Origin of the sequence: Enterobacter cloacae complex sp. ECC445, assembly GCF_021892025.1 — a bacterium.
In the GTDB taxonomy this organism is placed as follows: Bacteria; Pseudomonadota; Gammaproteobacteria; order Enterobacterales; family Enterobacteriaceae; genus Enterobacter; species Enterobacter chengduensis.
The window spans coordinates 1-19,944 of sequence record NZ_JAKLRZ010000050.1 but is presented as its reverse complement, the minus strand read 5'-3'; the positions used below and the strand labels follow the sequence as shown (position 1 = coordinate 19,944).

20 protein-coding genes and 1 tRNA gene are annotated in these 19,944 nt (G+C 56.8%); 8 read left to right on the top strand and 13 right to left on the bottom strand.

Annotation, left to right across the window (positions count from 1 at the left end; translation table 11 throughout):
• The first annotated feature begins 1 nt into the window (after position 1).
• Positions 2 to 77, top strand: a tRNA-Lys gene (locus L6R44_RS24455).
• 61 nt (positions 78 to 138) lie between these two features.
• Here the strand turns inward: L6R44_RS24455 and L6R44_RS24450 are convergent.
• From L6R44_RS24450 to xapA, 3 genes are all read right to left on the bottom strand, one after another.
• Entirely contained in the window at positions 139 to 1,026 is an 888-nt protein-coding gene (locus L6R44_RS24450; protein WP_237425656.1) for a LysR family transcriptional regulator, read from the bottom strand.
• A gap of 67 nt (positions 1,027 to 1,093) precedes the next feature.
• Positions 1,094 to 2,350 carry a nucleoside permease gene (locus L6R44_RS24445; protein ID WP_237425655.1) on the bottom strand — a complete coding sequence of 419 codons (1,257 nt, stop codon included), beginning with the start codon at positions 2,348 to 2,350 and terminating at the stop codon, positions 1,094 to 1,096.
• A 51-nt stretch (positions 2,351 to 2,401) separates the two neighbouring features.
• Positions 2,402 to 3,226, bottom strand: coding sequence for a xanthosine phosphorylase (xapA, locus tag L6R44_RS24440; RefSeq protein ID WP_032643467.1), 825 nt, complete (start codon positions 3,224 to 3,226; stop codon positions 2,402 to 2,404).
• Positions 3,227 to 3,432: 206 nt separating this feature from the next.
• Between xapA and L6R44_RS24435 the strand changes: the two genes are divergently transcribed.
• Positions 3,433 to 3,774 (top strand): FlxA-like family protein, encoded by a 342-nt coding sequence (locus L6R44_RS24435; protein WP_237425654.1) that lies wholly within the window; start codon positions 3,433 to 3,435, stop codon positions 3,772 to 3,774.
• Here L6R44_RS24435 and L6R44_RS24430 read toward each other — a convergent pair.
• Positions 3,765 to 4,706: a LysR family transcriptional regulator gene (locus L6R44_RS24430; RefSeq protein WP_237425653.1), complete on the bottom strand. Its 942-nt coding sequence runs from the start codon at positions 4,704 to 4,706 to the stop codon at positions 3,765 to 3,767. The genes L6R44_RS24435 and L6R44_RS24430 overlap by 10 nt on opposite strands.
• Positions 4,707 to 4,795: 89 nt before the next feature.
• Here L6R44_RS24430 and L6R44_RS24425 point away from each other — a divergent pair, with 89 nt between their 5' ends.
• On the top strand, positions 4,796 to 5,791 hold the full coding sequence (locus L6R44_RS24425; RefSeq protein WP_237425652.1) for a bile acid:sodium symporter family protein: 996 nt from the start codon (positions 4,796 to 4,798) through the stop codon (positions 5,789 to 5,791).
• On the opposite strand, the gene L6R44_RS24420 is transcribed toward L6R44_RS24425, so the two are convergent.
• The 3 genes from L6R44_RS24420 to zipA form a co-directional block, all read right to left on the bottom strand.
• A complete protein-coding gene (locus L6R44_RS24420; protein ID WP_003861328.1) occupies positions 5,788 to 6,003 on the bottom strand; it encodes a DUF3820 family protein in 216 nt (71 codons plus the stop codon). The two genes, L6R44_RS24425 and L6R44_RS24420, sit on opposite strands and share 4 nt — an antisense overlap.
• 1 nt (position 6,004) lies before the next feature.
• A complete protein-coding gene (ligA, locus tag L6R44_RS24415) occupies positions 6,005 to 8,020 on the bottom strand; it encodes an NAD-dependent DNA ligase LigA (protein ID WP_237425651.1) in 2,016 nt (671 codons plus the stop codon).
• A gap of 69 nt (positions 8,021 to 8,089) precedes the next feature.
• The gene (gene zipA, locus L6R44_RS24410; protein ID WP_032643476.1) at positions 8,090 to 9,073 is read right to left on the bottom strand and encodes a cell division protein ZipA; all 984 of its coding nucleotides are present in this window, start codon (positions 9,071 to 9,073) and stop codon (positions 8,090 to 8,092) included.
• Positions 9,074 to 9,303: 230 nt separating this feature from the next.
• On the opposite strand from zipA, the gene cysZ reads away from it, so the two are divergent.
• From cysZ to crr, 5 genes are all read left to right on the top strand, one after another.
• Positions 9,304 to 10,065, top strand: a complete 762-nt coding sequence (gene cysZ, locus L6R44_RS24405; RefSeq protein WP_237425650.1) for a sulfate transporter CysZ — start codon at positions 9,304 to 9,306, stop codon at positions 10,063 to 10,065.
• A gap of 163 nt (positions 10,066 to 10,228) precedes the next feature.
• A complete protein-coding gene (gene cysK / locus L6R44_RS24400; protein WP_032643481.1) occupies positions 10,229 to 11,200 on the top strand; it encodes a cysteine synthase A in 972 nt (323 codons plus the stop codon).
• A 317-nt stretch (positions 11,201 to 11,517) separates the two neighbouring features.
• Positions 11,518 to 11,775 (top strand): phosphocarrier protein Hpr, encoded by a 258-nt coding sequence (ptsH, locus tag L6R44_RS24395; protein ID WP_000487600.1) that lies wholly within the window; start codon positions 11,518 to 11,520, stop codon positions 11,773 to 11,775.
• A gap of 44 nt (positions 11,776 to 11,819) precedes the next feature.
• Positions 11,820 to 13,547: a phosphoenolpyruvate-protein phosphotransferase PtsI gene (gene ptsI, locus L6R44_RS24390; RefSeq protein ID WP_032643484.1), complete on the top strand. Its 1,728-nt coding sequence runs from the start codon at positions 11,820 to 11,822 to the stop codon at positions 13,545 to 13,547.
• 40 nt (positions 13,548 to 13,587) lie between these two features.
• The gene (gene crr / locus L6R44_RS24385) at positions 13,588 to 14,097 is read left to right on the top strand and encodes a PTS glucose transporter subunit IIA (protein WP_003861316.1); all 510 of its coding nucleotides are present in this window, start codon (positions 13,588 to 13,590) and stop codon (positions 14,095 to 14,097) included.
• Between the two features lie 44 nt (positions 14,098 to 14,141).
• On the opposite strand, the gene pdxK is transcribed toward crr, so the two are convergent.
• The 6 genes from pdxK to L6R44_RS24355 all read right to left on the bottom strand — a co-directional run bounded on the left by pdxK (position 14,142) and on the right by L6R44_RS24355 (position 19,814).
• The gene (gene pdxK / locus L6R44_RS24380; protein WP_237425649.1) at positions 14,142 to 14,978 is read right to left on the bottom strand and encodes a pyridoxine/pyridoxal/pyridoxamine kinase; all 837 of its coding nucleotides are present in this window, start codon (positions 14,976 to 14,978) and stop codon (positions 14,142 to 14,144) included.
• Positions 14,979 to 14,983: 5 nt separating this feature from the next.
• Entirely contained in the window at positions 14,984 to 15,895 is a 912-nt protein-coding gene (gene cysM, locus L6R44_RS24375; protein WP_032643488.1) for a cysteine synthase CysM, read from the bottom strand.
• Positions 15,896 to 16,008: 113 nt separating this feature from the next.
• Positions 16,009 to 17,103: a sulfate/thiosulfate ABC transporter ATP-binding protein CysA gene (gene cysA / locus L6R44_RS24370; protein WP_004853015.1), complete on the bottom strand. Its 1,095-nt coding sequence runs from the start codon at positions 17,101 to 17,103 to the stop codon at positions 16,009 to 16,011.
• Positions 17,093 to 17,968, bottom strand: a complete 876-nt coding sequence (gene cysW, locus L6R44_RS24365) for a sulfate/thiosulfate ABC transporter permease CysW (RefSeq protein ID WP_237425648.1) — start codon at positions 17,966 to 17,968, stop codon at positions 17,093 to 17,095. Before cysW ends, cysA begins: the two co-directional genes overlap by 11 nt.
• Entirely contained in the window at positions 17,968 to 18,801 is an 834-nt protein-coding gene (gene cysT, locus L6R44_RS24360; RefSeq protein WP_008501609.1) for a sulfate/thiosulfate ABC transporter permease CysT, read from the bottom strand. Before cysT ends, cysW begins: the two co-directional genes overlap by 1 nt.
• On the bottom strand, positions 18,801 to 19,814 hold the full coding sequence (locus tag L6R44_RS24355) for a sulfate ABC transporter substrate-binding protein (RefSeq protein ID WP_237425647.1): 1,014 nt from the start codon (positions 19,812 to 19,814) through the stop codon (positions 18,801 to 18,803). The genes cysT and L6R44_RS24355 overlap by 1 nt, the downstream gene beginning before the upstream one ends.
• Between the last annotated feature and the right edge of the window lie 130 nt (positions 19,815 to 19,944).

Here is a 19,944-nt window from a genome sequence, read left to right as displayed (position 1 = left end):
CGGGTCGTTAGCTCAGTTGGTAGAGCAGTTGACTTTTAATCAATTGGTCGCAGGTTCGAATCCTGCACGACCCACCAATGTAAAAAAGCGCCCTAAAGGCGCTTTTTTGCTATCTGCAATACAGAGCCTACAAAACCCTTACGCCCCTGTTAACGTCTTTATCAACGTCTTTACCGCTGGCGTCGCCTGCTTCTCGTCATGAACGACATATAAATCTGCCGGAATACGCTCTTTCAGGGGTCGGAACACCACGCCCGGCCACTGCATTTGCGCGTAGCTGTCTGCGGCAAGCGTAATCCCCATGCCCATGCTGATCATCGCCAGTACCGTTTGCGGCTCTACGGCTTCACGCACGATCATCGGCGAAAACCCGGCCTGCTGGCAGACGCGATGTAAAAATGCCCAGTCAGAATGCGCTGAAGGCATCGTGACAAAATACTCGTCCTGCAACTCTGCGAGCGCAATCGATGATTCGCTCACCAGCCGGTGATCCTCCGGCATCGCCACCAGAAAAGCAGCCTCACGTAACCGTACGCTGGTAAACCCAGCGGTGGGCTCGGTTGCCATTCGCCAGATGCCCACATCCAGCTCCCGGCGCTCAAGCAGCGCCATCTGCATGACCGGGGATTTCTCGCGGAATACGACATCTACATTCGGGTGCGATTTCAAAAAAGCGCGCATCACCGTGCGCACCTCGCTCCACATGGCGGTACCGACAATACCCAGCTCAATGCGCCCTGCCTCCCCCCGGCCAATCTGCTCGACGCGAGCCAGCGCCTGGTTTGCACCGGCAAGCAAACGACGGGACTCTTCCATCAGCACCTTACCGGCATGCGTCAACGCGACGCTACGCGAGTGGCGAATAAACAGTAACGTGCCCAGCTGGCTTTCCAGCTCTTTAATATGCAGGCTTAAGGGAGGCTGAGACATGTTGAGTCGGGCCGCAGCCCGCCCAAAATGCAGTTCTTCAGCCACGGCCAGAAAATAGCGCAGCAGCTTAAGATCGGTCCGATAGACGCGTTCCATCAAAACATATCCTGGCGAAAACACTTATGCGCCTACCATAAAGCCTTTCAGCGTCCAGAGGGAAAATTTAATGTGCAACTGTGCGCATCTCGCTGTTTTTACAGGAATGGTGGTAGTTAAAGCTGAAGTAAAAGACCACCGCGAGCGCCAGGGCATAGGCCGCAAACACCAGCCAGATCGTCTGCCAGTCCTTGACCCCGTCTACGGAGAAATAATCGACCGCCATACCGCTCAATACCGATCCGAAATATGCCCCGATGCCGTTAACGGTCGTCATAAACAGCCCTTGCGCGCTGGCGCGGATATCGGCGCTTACCTCCTGTTCAACAAATACCGATCCTGAAATATTGAAGAAGTCGAACGCGCAGCCATAGACAATCATGGAAAGCATGAGCAGCACAAAGCCTGTTGCGGAAGGGTCGCCAAAGGCAAACAGACCAAACCGGAGCATCCAGGCCACCATGCTCATCAGCATGACGGCTTTAATACCAAACCGTCCGAGGAAATACGGAATGGTCAGAATGAAGATCACCTCTGACATTTGCGATACGGAGAGCAGAATGGACGGATACTTGACGATAAAGCTCTCTGCATACGCTGGATTACGGGCAAAATCATGCAAAAAGGGGCTGCCAAACGTATTGGTTATCTGCAGCACGGCGCCCAGCAGCATCGCGAATAAAAAGAACACCGCCATGCGGGGCTGTTTAAACAGGATAAACGCATTAAGGCCCAGCTTGCTTGCCAGAGACGTAGCCGTTTTCTGCTTCGCCACCGGAATAGCCGGTAACGTCAGAGAATAAAGCGCCAGCAGCAGGGACGCGGCAGCTGCAATATAGAGCTGCACGCTGCTTAACTCAGCCCCCATCAGGCTTATTGCCCACATCGCGGCAATAAAGCCCACGGTGCCATATACCCGCACTCGCGGAAAATGGCTCACCGTATCCAGCCCCGCCTGCTCAAGACAGGAGTAGGAAATGGTGTTCGACAGCGCAATCGTGGGCATGAAGGCCATCGCGTTCACCAGCATGACCCAGAACATCAGAGCGGGCTCATTCACCTGGGCGGCATAACAGAGCGCGACAGCGCAGACGAGGTGGCAAATGACGTAGGCGCGGTCGGCCCGCAGCCACTTGTCGGCAATAATCCCCACCAGCGAAGGCATCACGATCGCGGCAAGGCCTTTGGAGCTGTACACCATGCCCACGTCGGAGCCGGTAAAGTGTAGGGTGTTAATCATGTAAGCACCGAGGGTAACCAGCCAACTCCCCCAGATAAAATATTGCATAAAGGACATCATCTTTAAGCGAGTCGTGATGTTCATAGCCCATTCCTTATAGCAGCGTGGCCCCTGCGGGCCACTTTATTGTTTTACTCAGGCAATATGGCGGAGAAAACCGCAGATAAGATTAATAAAGTTCTGACGGGAGAGCTCGGCGGCAGCGAGGGTTTGTTCATGCGAGAGTTTTACCTCCCCCAGACCTTCAGCGAGATTGGTAATCGCAGAAACGGCCACCACCTTCAGGCCGCAGTGACGCGCGGAAATGACTTCTGGCACGACGGACATCCCCACCACATCGCCGCCAATAATTTGCATCATGCGGATCTCGGCCGCCGTCTCGAAGTTCGGGCCGGGATAAGAGACAAACACCCCTTCATGCAGCGGGAAGCCTTCTTTCGTTGCTACGGTTTGCAGAACGGCACGGTAATCAGCGTCGTAAGCATTGGCCAGCGAGAAGAAACGGTCGCCAAAGCGCTCATCGTTCAGCCCCACCATCGGCGTGCCCGGCATGGTGTTGATATGGTCGCTCAGGGCAACCAGGCTTCCTGGCTGAACCTCCGGACGGAGTGAACCCGCCGCATTGGTGCTAAACAGCAGCTCGCACCCCAGCAGCTTAAAGGTTCGGATCGCATCGGTCATGATGGTCATCCCACGCCCTTCATAGAAATGGCCGCGCCCCTTCATGCAGGCCACCGGCACCCCGGCCAGATGCCCAAGCACCAGCTCGCCTGCGTGACCGTGGACGGTGCTTACCGGGAAGCCCGGCAGCTTTTCGTAGCTCAGGGAGACGGCGTCATCAATCTGGTCGGCGAGCGCGCCCAGGCCGGAGCCGAGAATGAACGCCACGCGAGGCGTGAAGTTGGGCTTAGCGGCGCGAATGATATCGGCGCAGTACCACGGGTTATTCGAGAGGGTCATAGAGGCTCCTTGAGGATTAAGATTGCGATGTCGCGATCGCATGACTTACCTCTTATATCCGCAGCCCGCAGGTGACCTCCAATACACTTTCACCGCACCATCAATACTGATTGTGTATCGATGTAACTCCCTGCCAGATATGACAGTTTTGCTCAAGCTAATCCCGCCGGTGCCGATACCTCTGTTTTATCACGCGAGGAAAAAGTATGACGACCATTCAGGCTTCAACCCCATCCATTCAAACCAGCAGCACCGGGAGCGGGGCTTCCGGCGGTAACGATATCGCTGCGCAAATCAGCAGCATTCTCAACAAGATCCAAAAGCTGACTCAGCAGTTAAGCGAGCTGGCGAACAGCCCCATCAGCGTTGATGAGAAGAAAAAACAGCAGGAGCTTATTCAGAACCAGATCAAAATGCTGCAGGCGCAGCTCGCCGCGCTGCAGCGCCAGCAGGCCGAAGAGGCGCAGAAGAAACAGGACCAGGCGATCGGCAAAGTGGAAGGGGTTAACACCCCGTCAGACGATCGTCAGATCGATATCTACATTTGATCGTCCGATGCGTTAAACAGTGGGTCGCGTATGCGGGCTTCGGTTAAGCGTTGTGCCTGGATACGCACCACCTCCCAGAGAGCCTGAGCCGCCCCTGAGAGTGAGCGATTTTTCCGCCGCACCAGCATTAGCTTTCGCTCGACAACGGGCGTTAATCGCCTGACGGCCAGTCGACTTCCCTGCGGCAGGGGAAGCGCCAGAGCGGGCAACACGCTGATGCCAATCCCGGCTTCCACCATGGGAAACAGCGTCGCCGGATGCCCGATTTCCTGCACGATTGTTGCGATAACGCCCTGATTGACCAGTGCGGAATCAATCAGCGGACGGCTGCCTGAGGCATAATCCTGCAAAACCAGGTTCGCGCCCTGCAGGCGCTGCCAGCTGACTTCCGGCAGCGATGCCAGCGGATCGTCGTCCCGACAGAGCAGTAAAAAGGGTTCAGAAAGCACGCTTTCGCACGCCAAATCGCTTACCTGACCGGGATCGATAACAATACCAAAATCCACATCCCCCTGGCGGATGCTCTCCAGCACCCACTGCTGCGGCCGGTCATGCAGGACAAAATCAATATCCGGATAGCGGCGGCTTCCCTCGGCGATACACTGCGGAATCAGGTGCGCAGATATCGTCTGGCTGGCCGCGACCCGCACGGTGCCCGAAAGCTGCTGACCCAGTCTCCCTACGTCTCTGAGCGTGCTGTTCAGCTCATCCAGCAGGCGTTCGAGGCGCTGAGCCAGCTGCTGCCCTGCTTCGGTCAACACCACTTCACGCGTGGTGCGGTCAAGTAATCTGACCCCCGTTTGATTCTCCAGCTCTTTTACGCTGTGGCTGACCGCAGACTGGCTCAGGCCAATCATCTCCCCTGCCCGGCTAAAGCTGCGGGCATGGGCGACGGTGACAAAAATGCGAAGCTGGCGTAGGGAATAATTCATCTGTTTAATTCATAAATGGATGCAATAAATCAATTTTATTTCTCAAATGGAAAAAAGCACAATAGCGACATCTGCTTTCAGGAGTGATTATGAAACTTTTTCGTATCCTTGATCCGTTTACGCTTACCCTGGTGGTCACCGTTTTACTGGCCTCGTTCTTTCCCGCCCGCGGCGGGTTCGTCCCGTTCTTTGAAGGGCTGACGACGGCCGCCATCGCGCTGCTGTTTTTTATGCACGGCGCAAAGCTCTCCCGAGAAGCCATTATCGCGGGCGGCAGCCACTGGCGACTGCACCTCTGGGTGATGTGCAGCACGTTTATTCTGTTCCCGATCCTCGGGGTGCTGTTTGCCTGGTGGGCGCCGGTAAACGTTGACCCGGCACTCTACACCGGCTTCCTGTATCTCTGCATTCTGCCCGCTACCGTGCAGTCCGCCATTGCCTTTACCTCTCTCGCCGGTGGCAACGTCGCGGCCGCGGTCTGCTCGGCGTCGGCCTCCAGCCTGCTGGGGATTTTCGTCTCCCCGCTGCTGGTGGGTCTGCTGATGAACATGCACGGCGCGGAGGGTAACCTTGAGCAGGTGGGCAAAATCTGCCTGCAGCTGCTGCTGCCGTTTGTTCTGGGCCATCTCTCCCGACCGTGGACGGGCGCGTTTGTGGCGAAGCACAAAAAGTGGATCTCAAAAACCGATCAGACCTCGATCCTGCTGGTGGTTTACTCCGCCTTCAGCGAAGCGGTCGTGAACGGGATCTGGCACAAGGTGGGCGCAGGCTCTCTGCTGTTTATCGTGGTGGTCAGCATTGTCCTGCTGGCGATTGTGATTGCGGTAAACGTTTTTGTGGCACGCAGGTGCGGCTTCAACAAGGCGGATGAGATTACGATTGTGTTCTGCGGTTCGAAAAAGAGCCTGGCGAACGGTATTCCGATGGCCAACATTCTGTTCCCGACATCGGTGATTGGAATGATGGTGCTGCCGCTGATGATATTCCACCAGATCCAGCTGATGGTCTGCGCGGTGCTGGCGCGTCGCTACAAGCGCCAGACCGAAAAGCTGGCGCAGGAAGAGACCCGCGCCGCGAAGGCTTAAGGACGCTTCAGGGGCTGAACCAGCTGGGTCAGCCCCTCGGTTTTGATCAGTAACGTGATGGCCATCAGCTCGCCCAGTCGCCCTGCCGGGAATTCATCCTTGCGGGCAAACCACAGCAGATACTCCTCCGGCAAATCAATCAGCCTGCGGCCCTTGTACTTACCGAACGGCATCTCCGTATTGGCAATCTCAACGAGCTGTTCTTTCTCCACGTTACTCTCCTAGCAGGCGCATCATTTCCGCTTCGTCAATCACCGCAATGCCGAGCTCCTGGGCTTTCGCCAGCTTCGAGCCCGCCGCTTCTCCGGCGATTACCAGGTCGGTTTTCTTCGACACGCTGCCCGCCACTTTGGCGCCCAGCGCCACCAGGCGCGCTTTCGCATCGTCGCGCGAAAGCTGGCTCAGGCTACCGGTCAGGACCACCGTTTTACCGGCGAACGGGCTGTCAATCTCCTCGACGTTGATCGCCACCGGTGCGGGCCATTTAATGCCCTCTTCCAGCAGTTGGCCGATGACCTCGCGGTTGCTCTCCTCCGCAAAGAAGTTAAAGACGTGCGTGGCGACGACGATGCCGACATCCGGGACTTTCTGCAGCTCGTCGATGCTCGCTTTTTCCAGCGCCTCCAGCGTGCCAAAGTAGGCTGCCAGCCCTGCCGCCGTGGCTTCCCCCACTTCACGAATGCCCAGCGCGTACAGGAAGCGGGCGAAGGTGGTTTCTTTGGCGGCTTCCAGCGCGTTCACCACGTTCTGGGCTGACTTTGGCCCCATGCGATCCAGACCGGTCAGCTTACCCGCCGTCAGCCGGAAGAGATCCGCCGGGGTGTGGACATACTCTTTCTCAACCAGCTGATCGATAATTTTATCGCCCATACCGTCGACGTCCATCGCGCGACGGGAGACAAAGTGCTTCAGGGACTCTTTGCGCTGCGCGCCACAGATTAAGCCGCCCGTACACCGCGCCACGGCCTCGCCCTCAACGCGCTCAACGTCGGAGCCGCACACCGGGCAATGGGTCGGGAAGATCACTTCACGCGTGTCATCAGGACGTTCTGACTCTACGACGTTAACCACCTGCGGGATAACATCGCCCGCGCGGCGAATGACCACTTTGTCACCAATACGCAGGCCCAGGCGCTCGATTTCATCGGCATTATGCAGCGTGGCGTTACTCACCAGCACGCCCGCCACCTGCACCGGCTCCAGGCGAGCGACCGGAGTAATGGCCCCCGTACGACCGACCTGGAACTCCACGTCGCGAACGAAGGTCATCTGCTCCTGAGCCGGGAACTTGAACGCCACCGCCCAGCGCGGCGCGCGCGCCACAAAGCCCAGCTGCTCCTGCAGCGCCAGCGAGTTCACCTTAATAACGACGCCATCAATATCAAAGCCGAGCGTCGGACGATCCGCCTCCACCTTATGGTAGAACGCGAGCACCGCCTCCGGCGAGTCGCAGAGCTGAACGCGGTTGCTCACCGGCAGGCCCCACGCCTTAAACTGCATCAGACGCCCGAGGTGCGTATCCGGCAGCTCGCCGCCCTCCAGAATGCCAACGCCGTAGCAGAAGAAAGTGAGCGGTCGCTTCGCGGTGATACGCGGATCGAGCTGGCGCAGAGAGCCTGCCGCCGCGTTACGCGGGTTAGCAAACACTTTCCCACCGGTGCGGCGCGCTTCTTCGTTGATTTTCTCGAAGCCCGCCTGCGGCAGGAATACCTCGCCGCGCACTTCCAGACGCGCAGGAATGTTGTCCCCCTGCAGCTTCAGCGGGATCGCGCGGATGGTACGCACGTTGGTGGTGATGTCTTCCCCCGTTGTGCCGTCGCCACGCGTCGCGGCACGGACCAGCACGCCGTTTTCGTAGAGAAGGCTGACCGCCAGGCCATCCAGCTTCAGCTCGCAGCACCAGGTGAGGGCGTCGCTGCTTTTCAGGCGATCCTGCACGCGCTTGTTAAACGCAAGAAAGCTCTCTTCATCGAAGACGTTATCCAGCGACAGCATCGGCACTTCATGACGCACCTGACTGAACGCCCCCAGCGGCTCGGCGCCGACGCGCTGGGTCGGGGAATCCGGCGTAACGAGTTCAGGATGCTGCGCCTCCAGCTCGCGCAGCTCGCGCATCAGGCGGTCGTACTCCGCATCCGGGACTTCCGGCGCGTCCATAACATGATAGAGGTATTCATGATGGCGAAGCGTGGTTCGCAGTTCAGTGAGTTGTTGTTCGATAGAGTCCATATCGCACCATCAATGAGAAAAAACCCCCGACAGGCGGGGGTTGAGGAGGAGTTGAAGAAAACGCGGCAATTACGCGTTAGCTTCCTTAACTTCGCGGATGCGGTCCTGATACTCGCGCAGCTTCTGCGGGGTCATCATTCGACGCTGATCGTCGAGCACCACGCCGCCGACTTCGTCAGCGATGTGCTGAGCGGACTGCAGCATCAGCTTGAAGTTTTGCAGTTCGTCGCCGTAAGACGGTACCTGCATAAAGATAGTCACGCCCGGGGTCACGAAATCACCGGTCATTTCCGGATCGAAGGTGCCTGGGTTAACCATGTTGGCCAGGCTGAACAGCGCCGGGCCGCTACCGTCAGGGCTCAGGTGACGATGGAAAATATTCATATCGCCAAACTTGAAGCCTGCCTGTTGAATACTGTTAAGCAGCACGTCACCGTTGAGATGGCTACCGTGATGCGCCGCCACGTTCATGATGATCACCGCTTCTTTACGCTGCGGTTTTTCAACAGCCGGCTCTGGCTCTACAGCGGGCTCAGGCTCAACGTGCGGGGCCGGAGCGGGCTGCGGCGCAGGCTGAACGTGAACAGGCTGCTGCGGTTGTTGTACCGGCTGAGCAGGCTGCTGTTGCACAGGTTGTTGCACGGGCTGCGGTTGAACCGGCTGTGGCGCAGCAGGCTGCTGATAGACAGGCTGTTGCGGCGGCTGGCGCACCGGCTCTTCCGCAGGCTGCGGCGCTGGCTGGCGCGGCTGTGCAGAAGCATACGGCGGTTGATACTGGTGCTGCGCAGGACGAGGCGCTTCATGCTCCCCATGGCCTGCACCGGGCGCAGTATTGACCCGATGAACACGAACTTCACCCACGCCGTCGTCGTCGCTGCCGTCGATGTCATCTTCACCGTCATCGTCGTCACGACTGGACTTCATGCGCTTCAGTGGGCGATCGCGGAACATCGAGGAACGCTCTTTACGGCTGGTCCAGAAACCATGTACCAGTAAAGCGATTATGGCGATCGCGCCAACAATGATTAATATCAGACGCAAATCCTGCATCATTATATTCTCTGTTGTTCTAACACCTTGCCACCACGGCAAACATTTACTCACTAAGAGTATTTGCCGTTTACGTCAAGTGCAAGTGTGTGCAGAGCATTCACAGCATAAAGATGAAGGAAATCGTGCTTTTTGCTGGTTTTTCGAACATTTCCGAACTGGTCATTGCTCCGTAAGTGGATAATATAGGCGGGCAATTCCACTGGTTGTGTAAAAAGGAGTACAGCCTGGCTATGGTTTCAACATCTTCTTCTCCTCCGCGCAGCGGGGTCTGGTATTTTTCTCAGGGCTGGAAACTGGTCTCCCTGCCGGGTATTCGACGCTTCGTCATTCTGCCGCTGTTGATCAACATTATCCTGATGGGCGGCGCGTTGTGGTGGCTTTTTACAAAGCTCGAAAGCTGGATCCCGTCGCTGATGAGCCATGTGCCGGACTGGCTGCAGTGGCTGAACTACCTGCTCTGGCCGGTAGCGGTTATCTCCGTGCTGCTGGTGTTTGGCTATTTCTTCTCAACCATTGCGAACTGGATAGCCGCGCCGTTTAACGGCCTGCTGGCGGAACAGCTGGAAGCGCGGCTTACCGGTGCCACGCCGCCGGACACCGGCGTGCTGGGGATCCTGAAAGACCTGCCGCGCATCATGAAGCGCGAGTGGCAGAAGTTTGCCTGGTACCTGCCCCGCGCGGTCGTGCTGCTTATCCTCTATTTTGTGCCCGGCATTGGCCAGACGGTGGCACCGGTGCTGTGGTTCCTGTTCAGCGCCTGGATGCTCGCCATTCAGTACTGCGACTATCCGTTTGATAACCACAAGGTGCCGTTTAAAGAGATGCGCACCGCTCTGCGCAGCCAGAAGGTCGCCAATATGCAGTTTGGCGCGCTGACCAGCCTGTTCACCATGATTCCCTTCCTGAACCTGTTTATTATGCCCGTCGCCGTCTGCGGCGCGACGGCCATGTGGGTCGACTGCTATCGTGCTAAGCACGCGTTATGGAAGTAATGCAAAAATGTGTAAAACAGGGGTGGCTTATGCCGCCCCTTATTCCATACTGATCCCCATTATTTCCTTGCAGTATATAGATATGCGAATTCCTTACTTCCCCCTACCTGCTTAGCAGGTATGCTGGGCTGGTATCCCAATTTCATACAGTTAAGGACAGGCCATGAGTAAGATTTATGAAGACAACTCGCTGACTATCGGTCATACGCCCCTGGTTCGACTGAACCGTATCGGTAATGGACGCATTCTGGCGAAGGTCGAATCACGCAACCCGAGCTTCAGCGTAAAATGCCGTATCGGTGCAAACATGATTTGGGATGCTGAAAAACGTGGCGTGCTGAAGCCGGGCGTTGAGCTGGTGGAACCGACCAGCGGCAATACCGGCATCGCGCTGGCCTATGTCGCCGCCGCGCGCGGCTATAAGCTGACGCTGACCATGCCTGAAACCATGAGCATCGAGCGCCGCAAACTGCTCAAAGCGCTGGGCGCGAACCTGGTGCTGACCGAAGGCGCGAAGGGCATGAAGGGCGCCATTCAGAAAGCCGAAGAGATTGTCGCCAGCGATCCGGCGAAATATCTGCTGCTGCAGCAGTTCAGCAACCCGGCTAACCCGGAAATTCACGAGAAGACCACCGGTCCGGAAATCTGGGAAGACACTGACGGCCAGGTTGACGTTTTCATCTCCGGCGTGGGTACCGGCGGTACGCTGACCGGCGTGTCCCGCTATATTAAAGGCACAAAAGGCAAAAAAGACCTCATCACCGTTGCCGTTGAGCCTACTGACTCCCCTGTTATTGCCCAGGCGCTGGCGGGTGAAGAGCTCAAGCCTGGTCCGCATAAGATTCAGGGCATCGGTGCCGGCTTCATTCCTGGCAACCTCGATCTGAAGCTGATCGACAAAGTTGTGGCGATCACCAACGAAGAGGCTATCTCCACCGCGCGTCGCCTGATGGACGAAGAAGGCATTCTGGCGGGTATCTCTTCCGGTGCGGCCGTTGCGGCAGCGCTCAAGCTTCAGGAAGATGAGGCCTTTACCAATAAGAATATTGTGGTTATCCTTCCTTCCTCGGGTGAGCGTTACTTGAGCACCGCGCTGTTTGCCGATCTGTTTACTGAAAAAGAGCTGCAACAGTAGTGCCAGCATGTTAATAACGCGTAAAAAAGCACCTTTTCAGGTGCTTTTTTGTGGCCTGCTTCAAACTTTTGCCCCTCCTGGCATTGCTTCACCCCGTTGGGTCTGGTATTTAAACCAGCAATTATTTTGATGCGTGAAATTAATCAGTGAACGAAATAGCCTTGCTGAATCGATTTTATGATTTGGTTCAAGTCTTGCTTTCGCTGCATAATGTTTAATGACGATCGAAACGTCAGCGCTAACAATACAGGCTAAAGTTCAGTCGCCAGGCTAGACTTTAGTTCCACAACACTAAACCTATAAGTTGGGGAAATACAATGTTCCAGCAAGAAGTTACCATTACCGCTCCGAACGGTCTGCACACCCGCCCTGCTGCTCAGTTTGTTAAAGAAGCAAAAGGCTTCACTTCTGAAATCACTGTGACTTCCAACGGCAAAAGCGCGAGCGCAAAAAGCCTGTTCAAACTGCAGACTCTGGGCCTGACTCAGGGCACCGTTGTCACCATCTCTGCAGAAGGTGAAGACGAGCAGAAAGCAGTTGAGCATCTGGTAAAACTGATGGCTGAGCTCGAGTAAGTTTCCGGGTTCTTTTAAATATCAGTCACAAGTAAGGTAGGGTTATGATTTCAGGCATTTTAGCATCCCCGGGTATCGCTTTCGGCAAAGCACTGCTGCTGAAAGAAGACGAGATCGTCATCGACCGGAAAAAAATTTCTGCCGACAAGGTTGATCAGGAAGTTGAACGTTTTCTGAGCGGTCGTGCCAAGGCATCTGCGCAACTGGAAGCAATCAAAACTAAAGCTGGCGAAACTTTCGGTGAAGAAAAAGAAGCCATCTTCGAAGGGCACATCATGCTGCTCGAAGATGAGGAGCTGGAGCAGGAAATCATAGCCCTGATTAAAGATAAAGGCATGACGGCCGACGCGGCTGCGCATGAAGTTATCGAAGGTCAGGCAACTGCCCTGGAAGAACTGGATGATGAATACCTGAAAGAGCGTGCGGCTGACGTACGTGACATCGGTAAGCGCCTGCTGCGCAACATCCTGGGTCTGGCCATCATCGACCTGAGCGCGATTCAGGACGAAGTTATCCTGGTTGCCGCTGACCTCACCCCGTCTGAAACCGCACAGCTGAACCTGAAAAAGGTCCTCGGTTTCATCACCGACGCGGGCGGCCGTACCTCCCACACCTCTATCATGGCGCGCTCTCTGGAACTGCCTGCCATCGTGGGTACCGGCAGCGTCACCGCTCAGGTGAAAAACGGCGACTATCTGATTCTGGATGCCGTAAACAATCTGGTTTACGTCAACCCAACAAACGAAGAGATCGAAAAACTGCGCGCGGTTCAGGAGCAGGTTGCGACTGAAAAAGCGGAACTCGCTAAGCTGAAAGACCTGCCAGCCATCACCCTGGACGGCCATCAGGTAGAAGTGTGCGCAAACATCGGTACCGTCCGCGACGTTGATGGCGCTGAGCGTAACGGTGCAGAAGGTGTGGGTCTCTATCGTACAGAATTCCTGTTCATGGACCGCGACGCGCTGCCAACCGAAGAAGAGCAGTTTGCTGCTTACAAAGCCGTGGCTGAAGCGTGTGGCTCTCAGGCGGTTATCGTCCGTACCATGGACATCGGTGGCGACAAAGAGCTGCCGTACATGAACTTCCCGAAAGAAGAGAACCCGTTCCTGGGCTGGCGTGCAATCCGTATCGCGATGGATCGTAAAGAGATCCTGCGTGACCAGGTTCGCGCAATCCTGCGTGCCTCTGCTTTCGGTAAACTGCGCATCATGTTCCCGATGATCATCTCTGTTGAAGAAGTGCGTGCACTGAAGAAAGAGATCGAAATCTACAAGCAGGAACTGCGTGACGAAGGTAAAGCGTTTGACGAGTCAATCGAGATCGGCGTGATGGTGGAAACACCGGCGGCGGCGACCATTGCGCGTCATTTAGCCAAAGAAGTTGATTTCTTTAGTATCGGTACCAATGATTTAACGCAGTACACCCTGGCAGTTGACCGCGGTAATGATATGATTTCACATCTCTACCAGCCAATGTCACCGTCCGTACTGAACTTGATCAAGCAAGTTATTGATGCTTCTCATGCAGAAGGTAAATGGACTGGCATGTGTGGTGAGCTTGCAGGCGACGAACGTGCTACACTTCTGTTGCTGGGTATGGGTCTGGACGAATTCTCTATGAGCGCCATTTCCATCCCGCGCATTAAGAAGATTATCCGTAACACGAACTTCGAAGATGCGAAGGTGTTAGCAGAGCAGGCTCTTGCTCAACCGACAACGGACGAGTTAATGACGCTGGTTAACAAGTTCATTGAAGAAAAAACAATCTGCTAATCCACGAGATGCGGCCCAAATTACTGCTTAGGAGAAGATCATGGGTTTGTTCGATAAACTGAAATCTCTGGTTTCTGATGATAAGAAAGACTCCGGAACTATTGAGATTGTTGCTCCGCTCTCCGGCGAGATCGTCAACATCGAAGACGTGCCGGATGTAGTGTTTGCTGAGAAAATCGTTGGTGATGGCATCGCTATCAAACCAACTGGCAACAAAATGGTTGCTCCAGTTGACGGCACCATCGGTAAAATTTTTGAAACCAACCATGCGTTCTCTATCGAATCTGATAGCGGTATCGAACTGTTCGTTCACTTCGGTATCGACACCGTTGAACTGAAAGGCGAAGGCTTCAAACGTATCGCGGAAGAAGGCCAGCGTGTCAAAGTTGGCGACCCGGTAATTGAATTCGATCTGCCACTGCTGGAAGAAAAAGCCAAGTCTACCCTGACGCCGGTTGTTATCTCCAACATGGACGAAATCAAAGAACTGATCAAACTGTCTGGCAGCGTCACCGTGGGTGAAACCCCGGTTATCCGCATCAAGAAGTAATTCTTGCCGCACAGAAAAATGGCGCCTTCGGGCGCCATTTTTGTTTATGCAGGAAGGATAAGCTCGTCGTAGCCTTTCGACTGGGTATAGAGCATGACGTCCGTCACCCGATCGCCCGCCATGCGGATGGCATCGGCAACGGTTTTTCCCTCTACAATGCCGCTCACCAGCTCTGAACAGAACAGATCGCCCGTGCCTTTCAGGTCGGTTTCTACGCGCGGATGCGCGCTGACGGTCACGCCTTCATGCGTCACCAGCACCACGTGGATGTTTTGCGGGTCGTCTGCCACCGGCGCGCTGGTTATCGCCACCCATCTCAGGCTGTCAGAGAGCAATCCCTGAGCCGCCGCGATGGCGCTTTCCGGCGTACGGCACGGTTTGCCGCTTAACACTTCCAGCTCGTAGACGTTTGGCGTAATCCCCTGCGCCAGCGGCAGCAGATGCTCCCGATACGCTTGCGGGATCTCGGGCTTCACGTACGTTCCGCTGTCGATATCGCCGATCACCGGGTCGACCAGCACCAGCAGGTCAGGATGCTGCGCTTTCACCGCCTTCAGCCACTGCGCCAGCAGGACGATCTGGCTGGCGCTGCCCATATAGCCGGTAGTGACCGCCTTAATCTCGCGCAGTATCTCGCGCTCCTCCAGCGCCTTCAGGTAGCCGCTGAACCACTCATCGGGGATCACCCCACCATAAAACGTGTCGTAGTGCGGCGTGTTGCTGAACAGCACCGTCGGCACGGCGGTAACGTTCAGCCGGTGGGTTCGAATATTCGGCACCGCAATGCTGTTCCCCACGCTGCCGTACACCACCTGCGACTGCACCGCGACAATGTCGGTTTGCTGCGCCCGGGTATTGTCCCGGAATAGAATCATTTCCATGACGCTTAAATCCCCGCCCCCTGCGAATAACTCTCTTCACCAAAGACGCCGGTAGACAGATAGCGATCGCCGCGATCGCAAATAATCGCCACCACCACCGCACCCGGGTTTGCCTTGGCCACCCGAATCGCACCCGCCACCGCGCCGCCCGAGCTGACCCCGCAGAAAATACCCTCGCGCACGGCCAGCTCACGCATGGTATTTTCCGCCTCGCGCTGGTGAAGATCCAGCACCTGGTCCACAAGCTGCGCATTAAAGATGCCGGGCATATACTCCGCCGGCCAGCGGCGAATGCCCGGAATGCTGCTCCCCTCTTCCGGCTGCAGGCCCACAATGGTGACGGCTTTTTCCTGCTCGCGCAGAAAACGCGATACCCCGGTGATGGTGCCGGTGGTGCCCATGCTGGAGACGAAGTGGGTGATACGTCCGTCGGTTTGCTGCCAGATTTCCGGGCCGGTGGTGGTGTAGTGCGCGTACGGGTTGTCCGGGTTGTTGAACTGATCGAGCAGCTTACCTTCACCGCGCTCGGCCATTTCCAGGGCCAGGTCGCGCGCGCCTTCCATTCCCTGCTCTTTGGTCACCAGAATCAGCTCGGCCCCGTAGGCACGCATCGCTGCGCGGCGCTCCTGGCTCATGTTATCCGGCATCAGCAGCTTCATGCGGTAGCCTTTCAGCGCCGCAATCATCGCCAGGGCGATACCGGTGTTGCCACTGGTCGCCTCAATCAGCACGTCGCCCGGCTTAATCTCGCCGCGCTTTTCGGCCTGGACGATCATCGACAGCGCGGCACGGTCTTTCACCGATCCCGCCGGGTTATTGCCTTCGAGTTTGACCCAGATTTCGCTGCCGTTGTCGGGCCCCATGCGCTGAAGCTTGACCAGAGGGGTGTTGCCGATGGTGTTTTCTAATGTATTCATGATCGCCGTCCAATAAAAAGCCCGGTGGCGCTTCGCTTACCGGGCCTACAGACGTCATATTGTAGGCCGGGTAAGCGCAGCGCCACCCGGCAAAACTACGTAATCCTAACCTATCAGGCTGACTCCGCCAGAGCAATATCCTCGCGCGTCTCGATGCGCTCCTTGCCGTGGTAAATACGGGCATGCTGAAGCCCGACAAACAGGCGCTCTCCCCGGTGCGGCGGGACGTCGTCGCGCATGACCACGGTCAGCGGCTCGGTATACCAGCCCAGCGGCTGTACCACCAGTTGGGTGTAGTGCCCCTTAGGGCTCGCTTCCAGCACCTGTACCGGCAGCGGTGAGTCCAGGCTGGTGCGGCGGCTGACGTCCACTTCCCACGGACGCAGGAACAGATCGACCGGCCCCTGATGCGCGGAGGTATAGCCCAGCGGCCAGCGGTGCGCGCCAACGTGGAACTGTCCACCGCGAATGGTGCCCTGCAGACGGTTTACCTCGCCCATAAACTCCAGCACGAAGCGGGTCGCCGGTTCACGCCAGAGCTGCTCCGGCTCGTCAACCTGCTCAATGTTGCCCTGACTCATGACCACCACGCGATCCGCAACTTCCATCGCCTCTTCCTGGTCGTGGGTCACGAAGACGCTGGTGAATTTCAGCTCTTCATGCAGCTGACGCAGCCAGCGACGCAGCTCTTTACGCACCTGCGCGTCCAGCGCGCCGAAGGGTTCGTCCAGCAGGAGAATTTGCGGCTCAACGGCCAGGGCACGCGCCAGCGCCACGCGCTGCTTCTGCCCGCCGGAAAGCTGCGCCGGGAAACGATCCGCCAGATGCGCCAGCTGCACCATCTCCAGCAGCTTCGTCACTTTCGCCTTGATGGCAGCGGCATTCGGGCGCTCGCGACGCGGCAGCACGGTCAGGCCAAACGCGATGTTATCGAACACGGTCATGTGGCGGAACAGCGCGTAATGCTGGAACACAAAGCCGACTTTACGATCGCGGGCATGCAGGCGGCTCACGTCGGTGCCGTGGAAGCGGATATGCCCGCTGGTCTGATGCTCAAGTCCGGCGATAATACGCAGCAGCGTGGTTTTACCCGAGCCGGACGGCCCCAGCAGCGCCACCATTTGTCCGGAAGGGATATCCAGCGAGATATCATTCAGCACCTGGGTGCGACCAAAAGACTTCTTAATATTGGCAATCTCAATGCTCATGATTTCCCTCCTGATGCTGACGTTTTTCCTGATTTTCTAAACGCCACTGCACCACACTCTTCAAAAACAGGGTCAAAATGGCCATCAGCGTCAGCAACGCTGCGGCAGTAAAGGAACCGACGGTATTGTAGTCCTGTTCCAGTAATTCAATTTGTAAAGGCAGCGACAGGGTTTCACCCCGAATGGAGCCGGAGACGACGGAAACGGCACCGAACTCGCCGATGGCGCGGGCGTTGGTCAACACCACGCCGTAAAGCAGCGCCCAGCGGATGTTCGGCAGCGTCACGCGGCGGAACATTTGCCACCCCGACGCGCCCAGCAGCACCGCCGCTTCGTCCTCATTGCTCCCCTGGCTTAACATCACCGGCACCAGCTCGCGCACCACGAACGGACAGGTCACGAAGATGGTGACCAGCACCATGCCCGGCCAGGCAAACATGATCTGCAGGTTATGCTCGTCCAGCCAGCCGCCCAGCGGACCGTTGGAGCCGTAAAAGAGCAGGTACACCAGACCCGCCACCACCGGCGATACGGCAAACGGAATGTCCAGCAGGGTCAGCAGCAGCTGACGCCCCGGGAAGTTAAAGCGCGTCACCAGCCACGCCAGCAGGGTACCGAACACGAGGTTTACCGGCACGGTGATTAACGCAATCAGTACGGTCAGCCAGATGGCGTGCAGCATATCCGGGTTCGCCAGGTTCTCCAGCGCGGGCATCAGCCCCTTGCTAAACGCCTGAACGAAGATATAAATCGTCGGCACGACGAGAATGAGGGCAGACACCAGCACGCCCGCTCCAATCAGAAACCATTTACCCCAGTTAATGCGGGGCGCATCGTATCGCTTCAATTGCGTAACTTCCGCCATCAGTGACCTACCACACGTCGACCAAAGCGACTTTGCAGAGTGTTAATCGAGTACAGCAGCAGCAGCGAGGCCGCCAGGATCACCGAGGCGATCGCGCTCGCCGCCGGATAATCAAACTCCTGCAGGCGAATGAAAATCATCAGCGAGGTGACTTCCGTTTTCCAGGCGATGTTCCCGGCGATAAAAATCACCGCGCCGAACTCGCCGAGGCTGCGGGTAAACGACAGCGCAACGCCCGCCATCAGCGCCGGCGAGAGCTCGGGCAGAACCACCTTGCGGAAGCTTTGCCAGCGCGTCGCGCCCAGCGTTTCCGCCGCTTCTTCATATTCCGGCCCCAATTCTTCCAGCACCGGCTGAACGGTACGCACCACAAACGGGATGCTGGTAAAGGCCATCGCCACCGCGATACCAAGCCAGGTATAGGTCACTTTGATATCAAACTTTGCCAGCCACTCGCCGTAGAGCCCATTAACGGAAAAGAGCGACGCGAGGGTTAAGCCCGCCACCGCCGTCGGCAGCGCAAACGGCAGATCCATCAGCGCGTCAAGCAGCGTGCGGCCCGGGAAGCGATAGCGAGTTAAGATCCACGCCATCAGCAGGCCAAACACGCCGTTAAAAATGGAGGCGACAAACGCCGAGAGCAGCGTCACCTTATAGGCTGCCACCACCTGCGGGTTGGTGATCACGTCCCAGTACTGCGCCCAGCTCATCTGCGCAAGCTGCATCACCAGCGCGCTGAGCGGCAGCAGCAGGATCAGGCAGACGAACAGCAGGCTGGTGCCGAGGCTTAAGGTAAAGCCCGGCAGCACGCGTTTGGTCGAAACTGCAAACATTACTTACGCCCCGCCGCCAGCAGTTTGTCTAACTCACCGCCGCTGGCAAAGTGCGTTTTCATCACCTCAGGCCAGGAGCCGAAACGATCTTCCACGCGGAACAGCGCGGTCTGCGGGAATTTGTCTTTCAGTTTGTTCATCACGTCCGGGTTGTTCACGCGGTAGTAGTAATCGGTAATGATGGTCTGCGCCTGCGGGCTGTACAGGTAGTCGAGATAGGCTTTTGCCGCTTTCTCGGTACCGTTCGCCTGAACGTTTTTATCGACCCACGCCACCGGGAACTCGGCCAGGATGTTGGTTTTCGGGATAACGACCTCAAAGCCCTGGGCTTCATACTGCTTGCGGATGTTGTTCACTTCCGACTCGAAGCTGATCAGCACGTCGCCGAGACCGCGCTCTGCAAAGGTAGTGGTGGCCCCGCGTCCGCCGGTATCAAACACCTCGACGTTTTTCAGGAACTGGGTCATGAACTGCTCGGTTTTGGCCTTGTCGTTACCGTCAGCCTTGTCCGCCGCGCCCCACGCCGCTAAATAGGTGTAACGCGCGTTACCGGAGGTTTTTGGGTTCGGGAAAATCAGCTTCACGTCGGAACGCACCAGGTCGCTCCAGTCGTGGATATTCTTCGGATTGCCCTTACGCACCAGGAAGCCCATGGTGGAGTAGAACGGGGAGCTGTTGTTCGGCAGACGGCTCTGCCAGTCCGCCGGGATCAGCTTGCCTTTGTCGTGCAGGATCTGCACGTCGGTCACCTGGTTGTAGGTCACCACGTCCGCTTTCAGGCCCTGCAAAATCGCCAGCGCCTGCTTGGATGAACCGGCGTGGGACTGCTTGATGGTCAGCTTGTCACCGTTGTTGTCTTTCGCCCACTGCTGTTCAAACGGGGGATTAAGGGCGGCAAACAGCTCGCGGGAGACGTCATACGAACTGTTCAACAGTTCAGTCGCCTGCGCCTGCGCCACCAGCAGTAAACCTGCCAGCGCCAGAGTTCCTTTTTTCAGTACAGTAACGGCCATTGCGCACCCTTATAAATGTGATGACTATCTTATAGTCATAATATTTATAACGGAGTCTAAAGGAGTAACGGTTTTATATACCGTTTGGTGATTTAGAAGCAGAAAAGGGAATAAGGGGTGCGGCCTGATG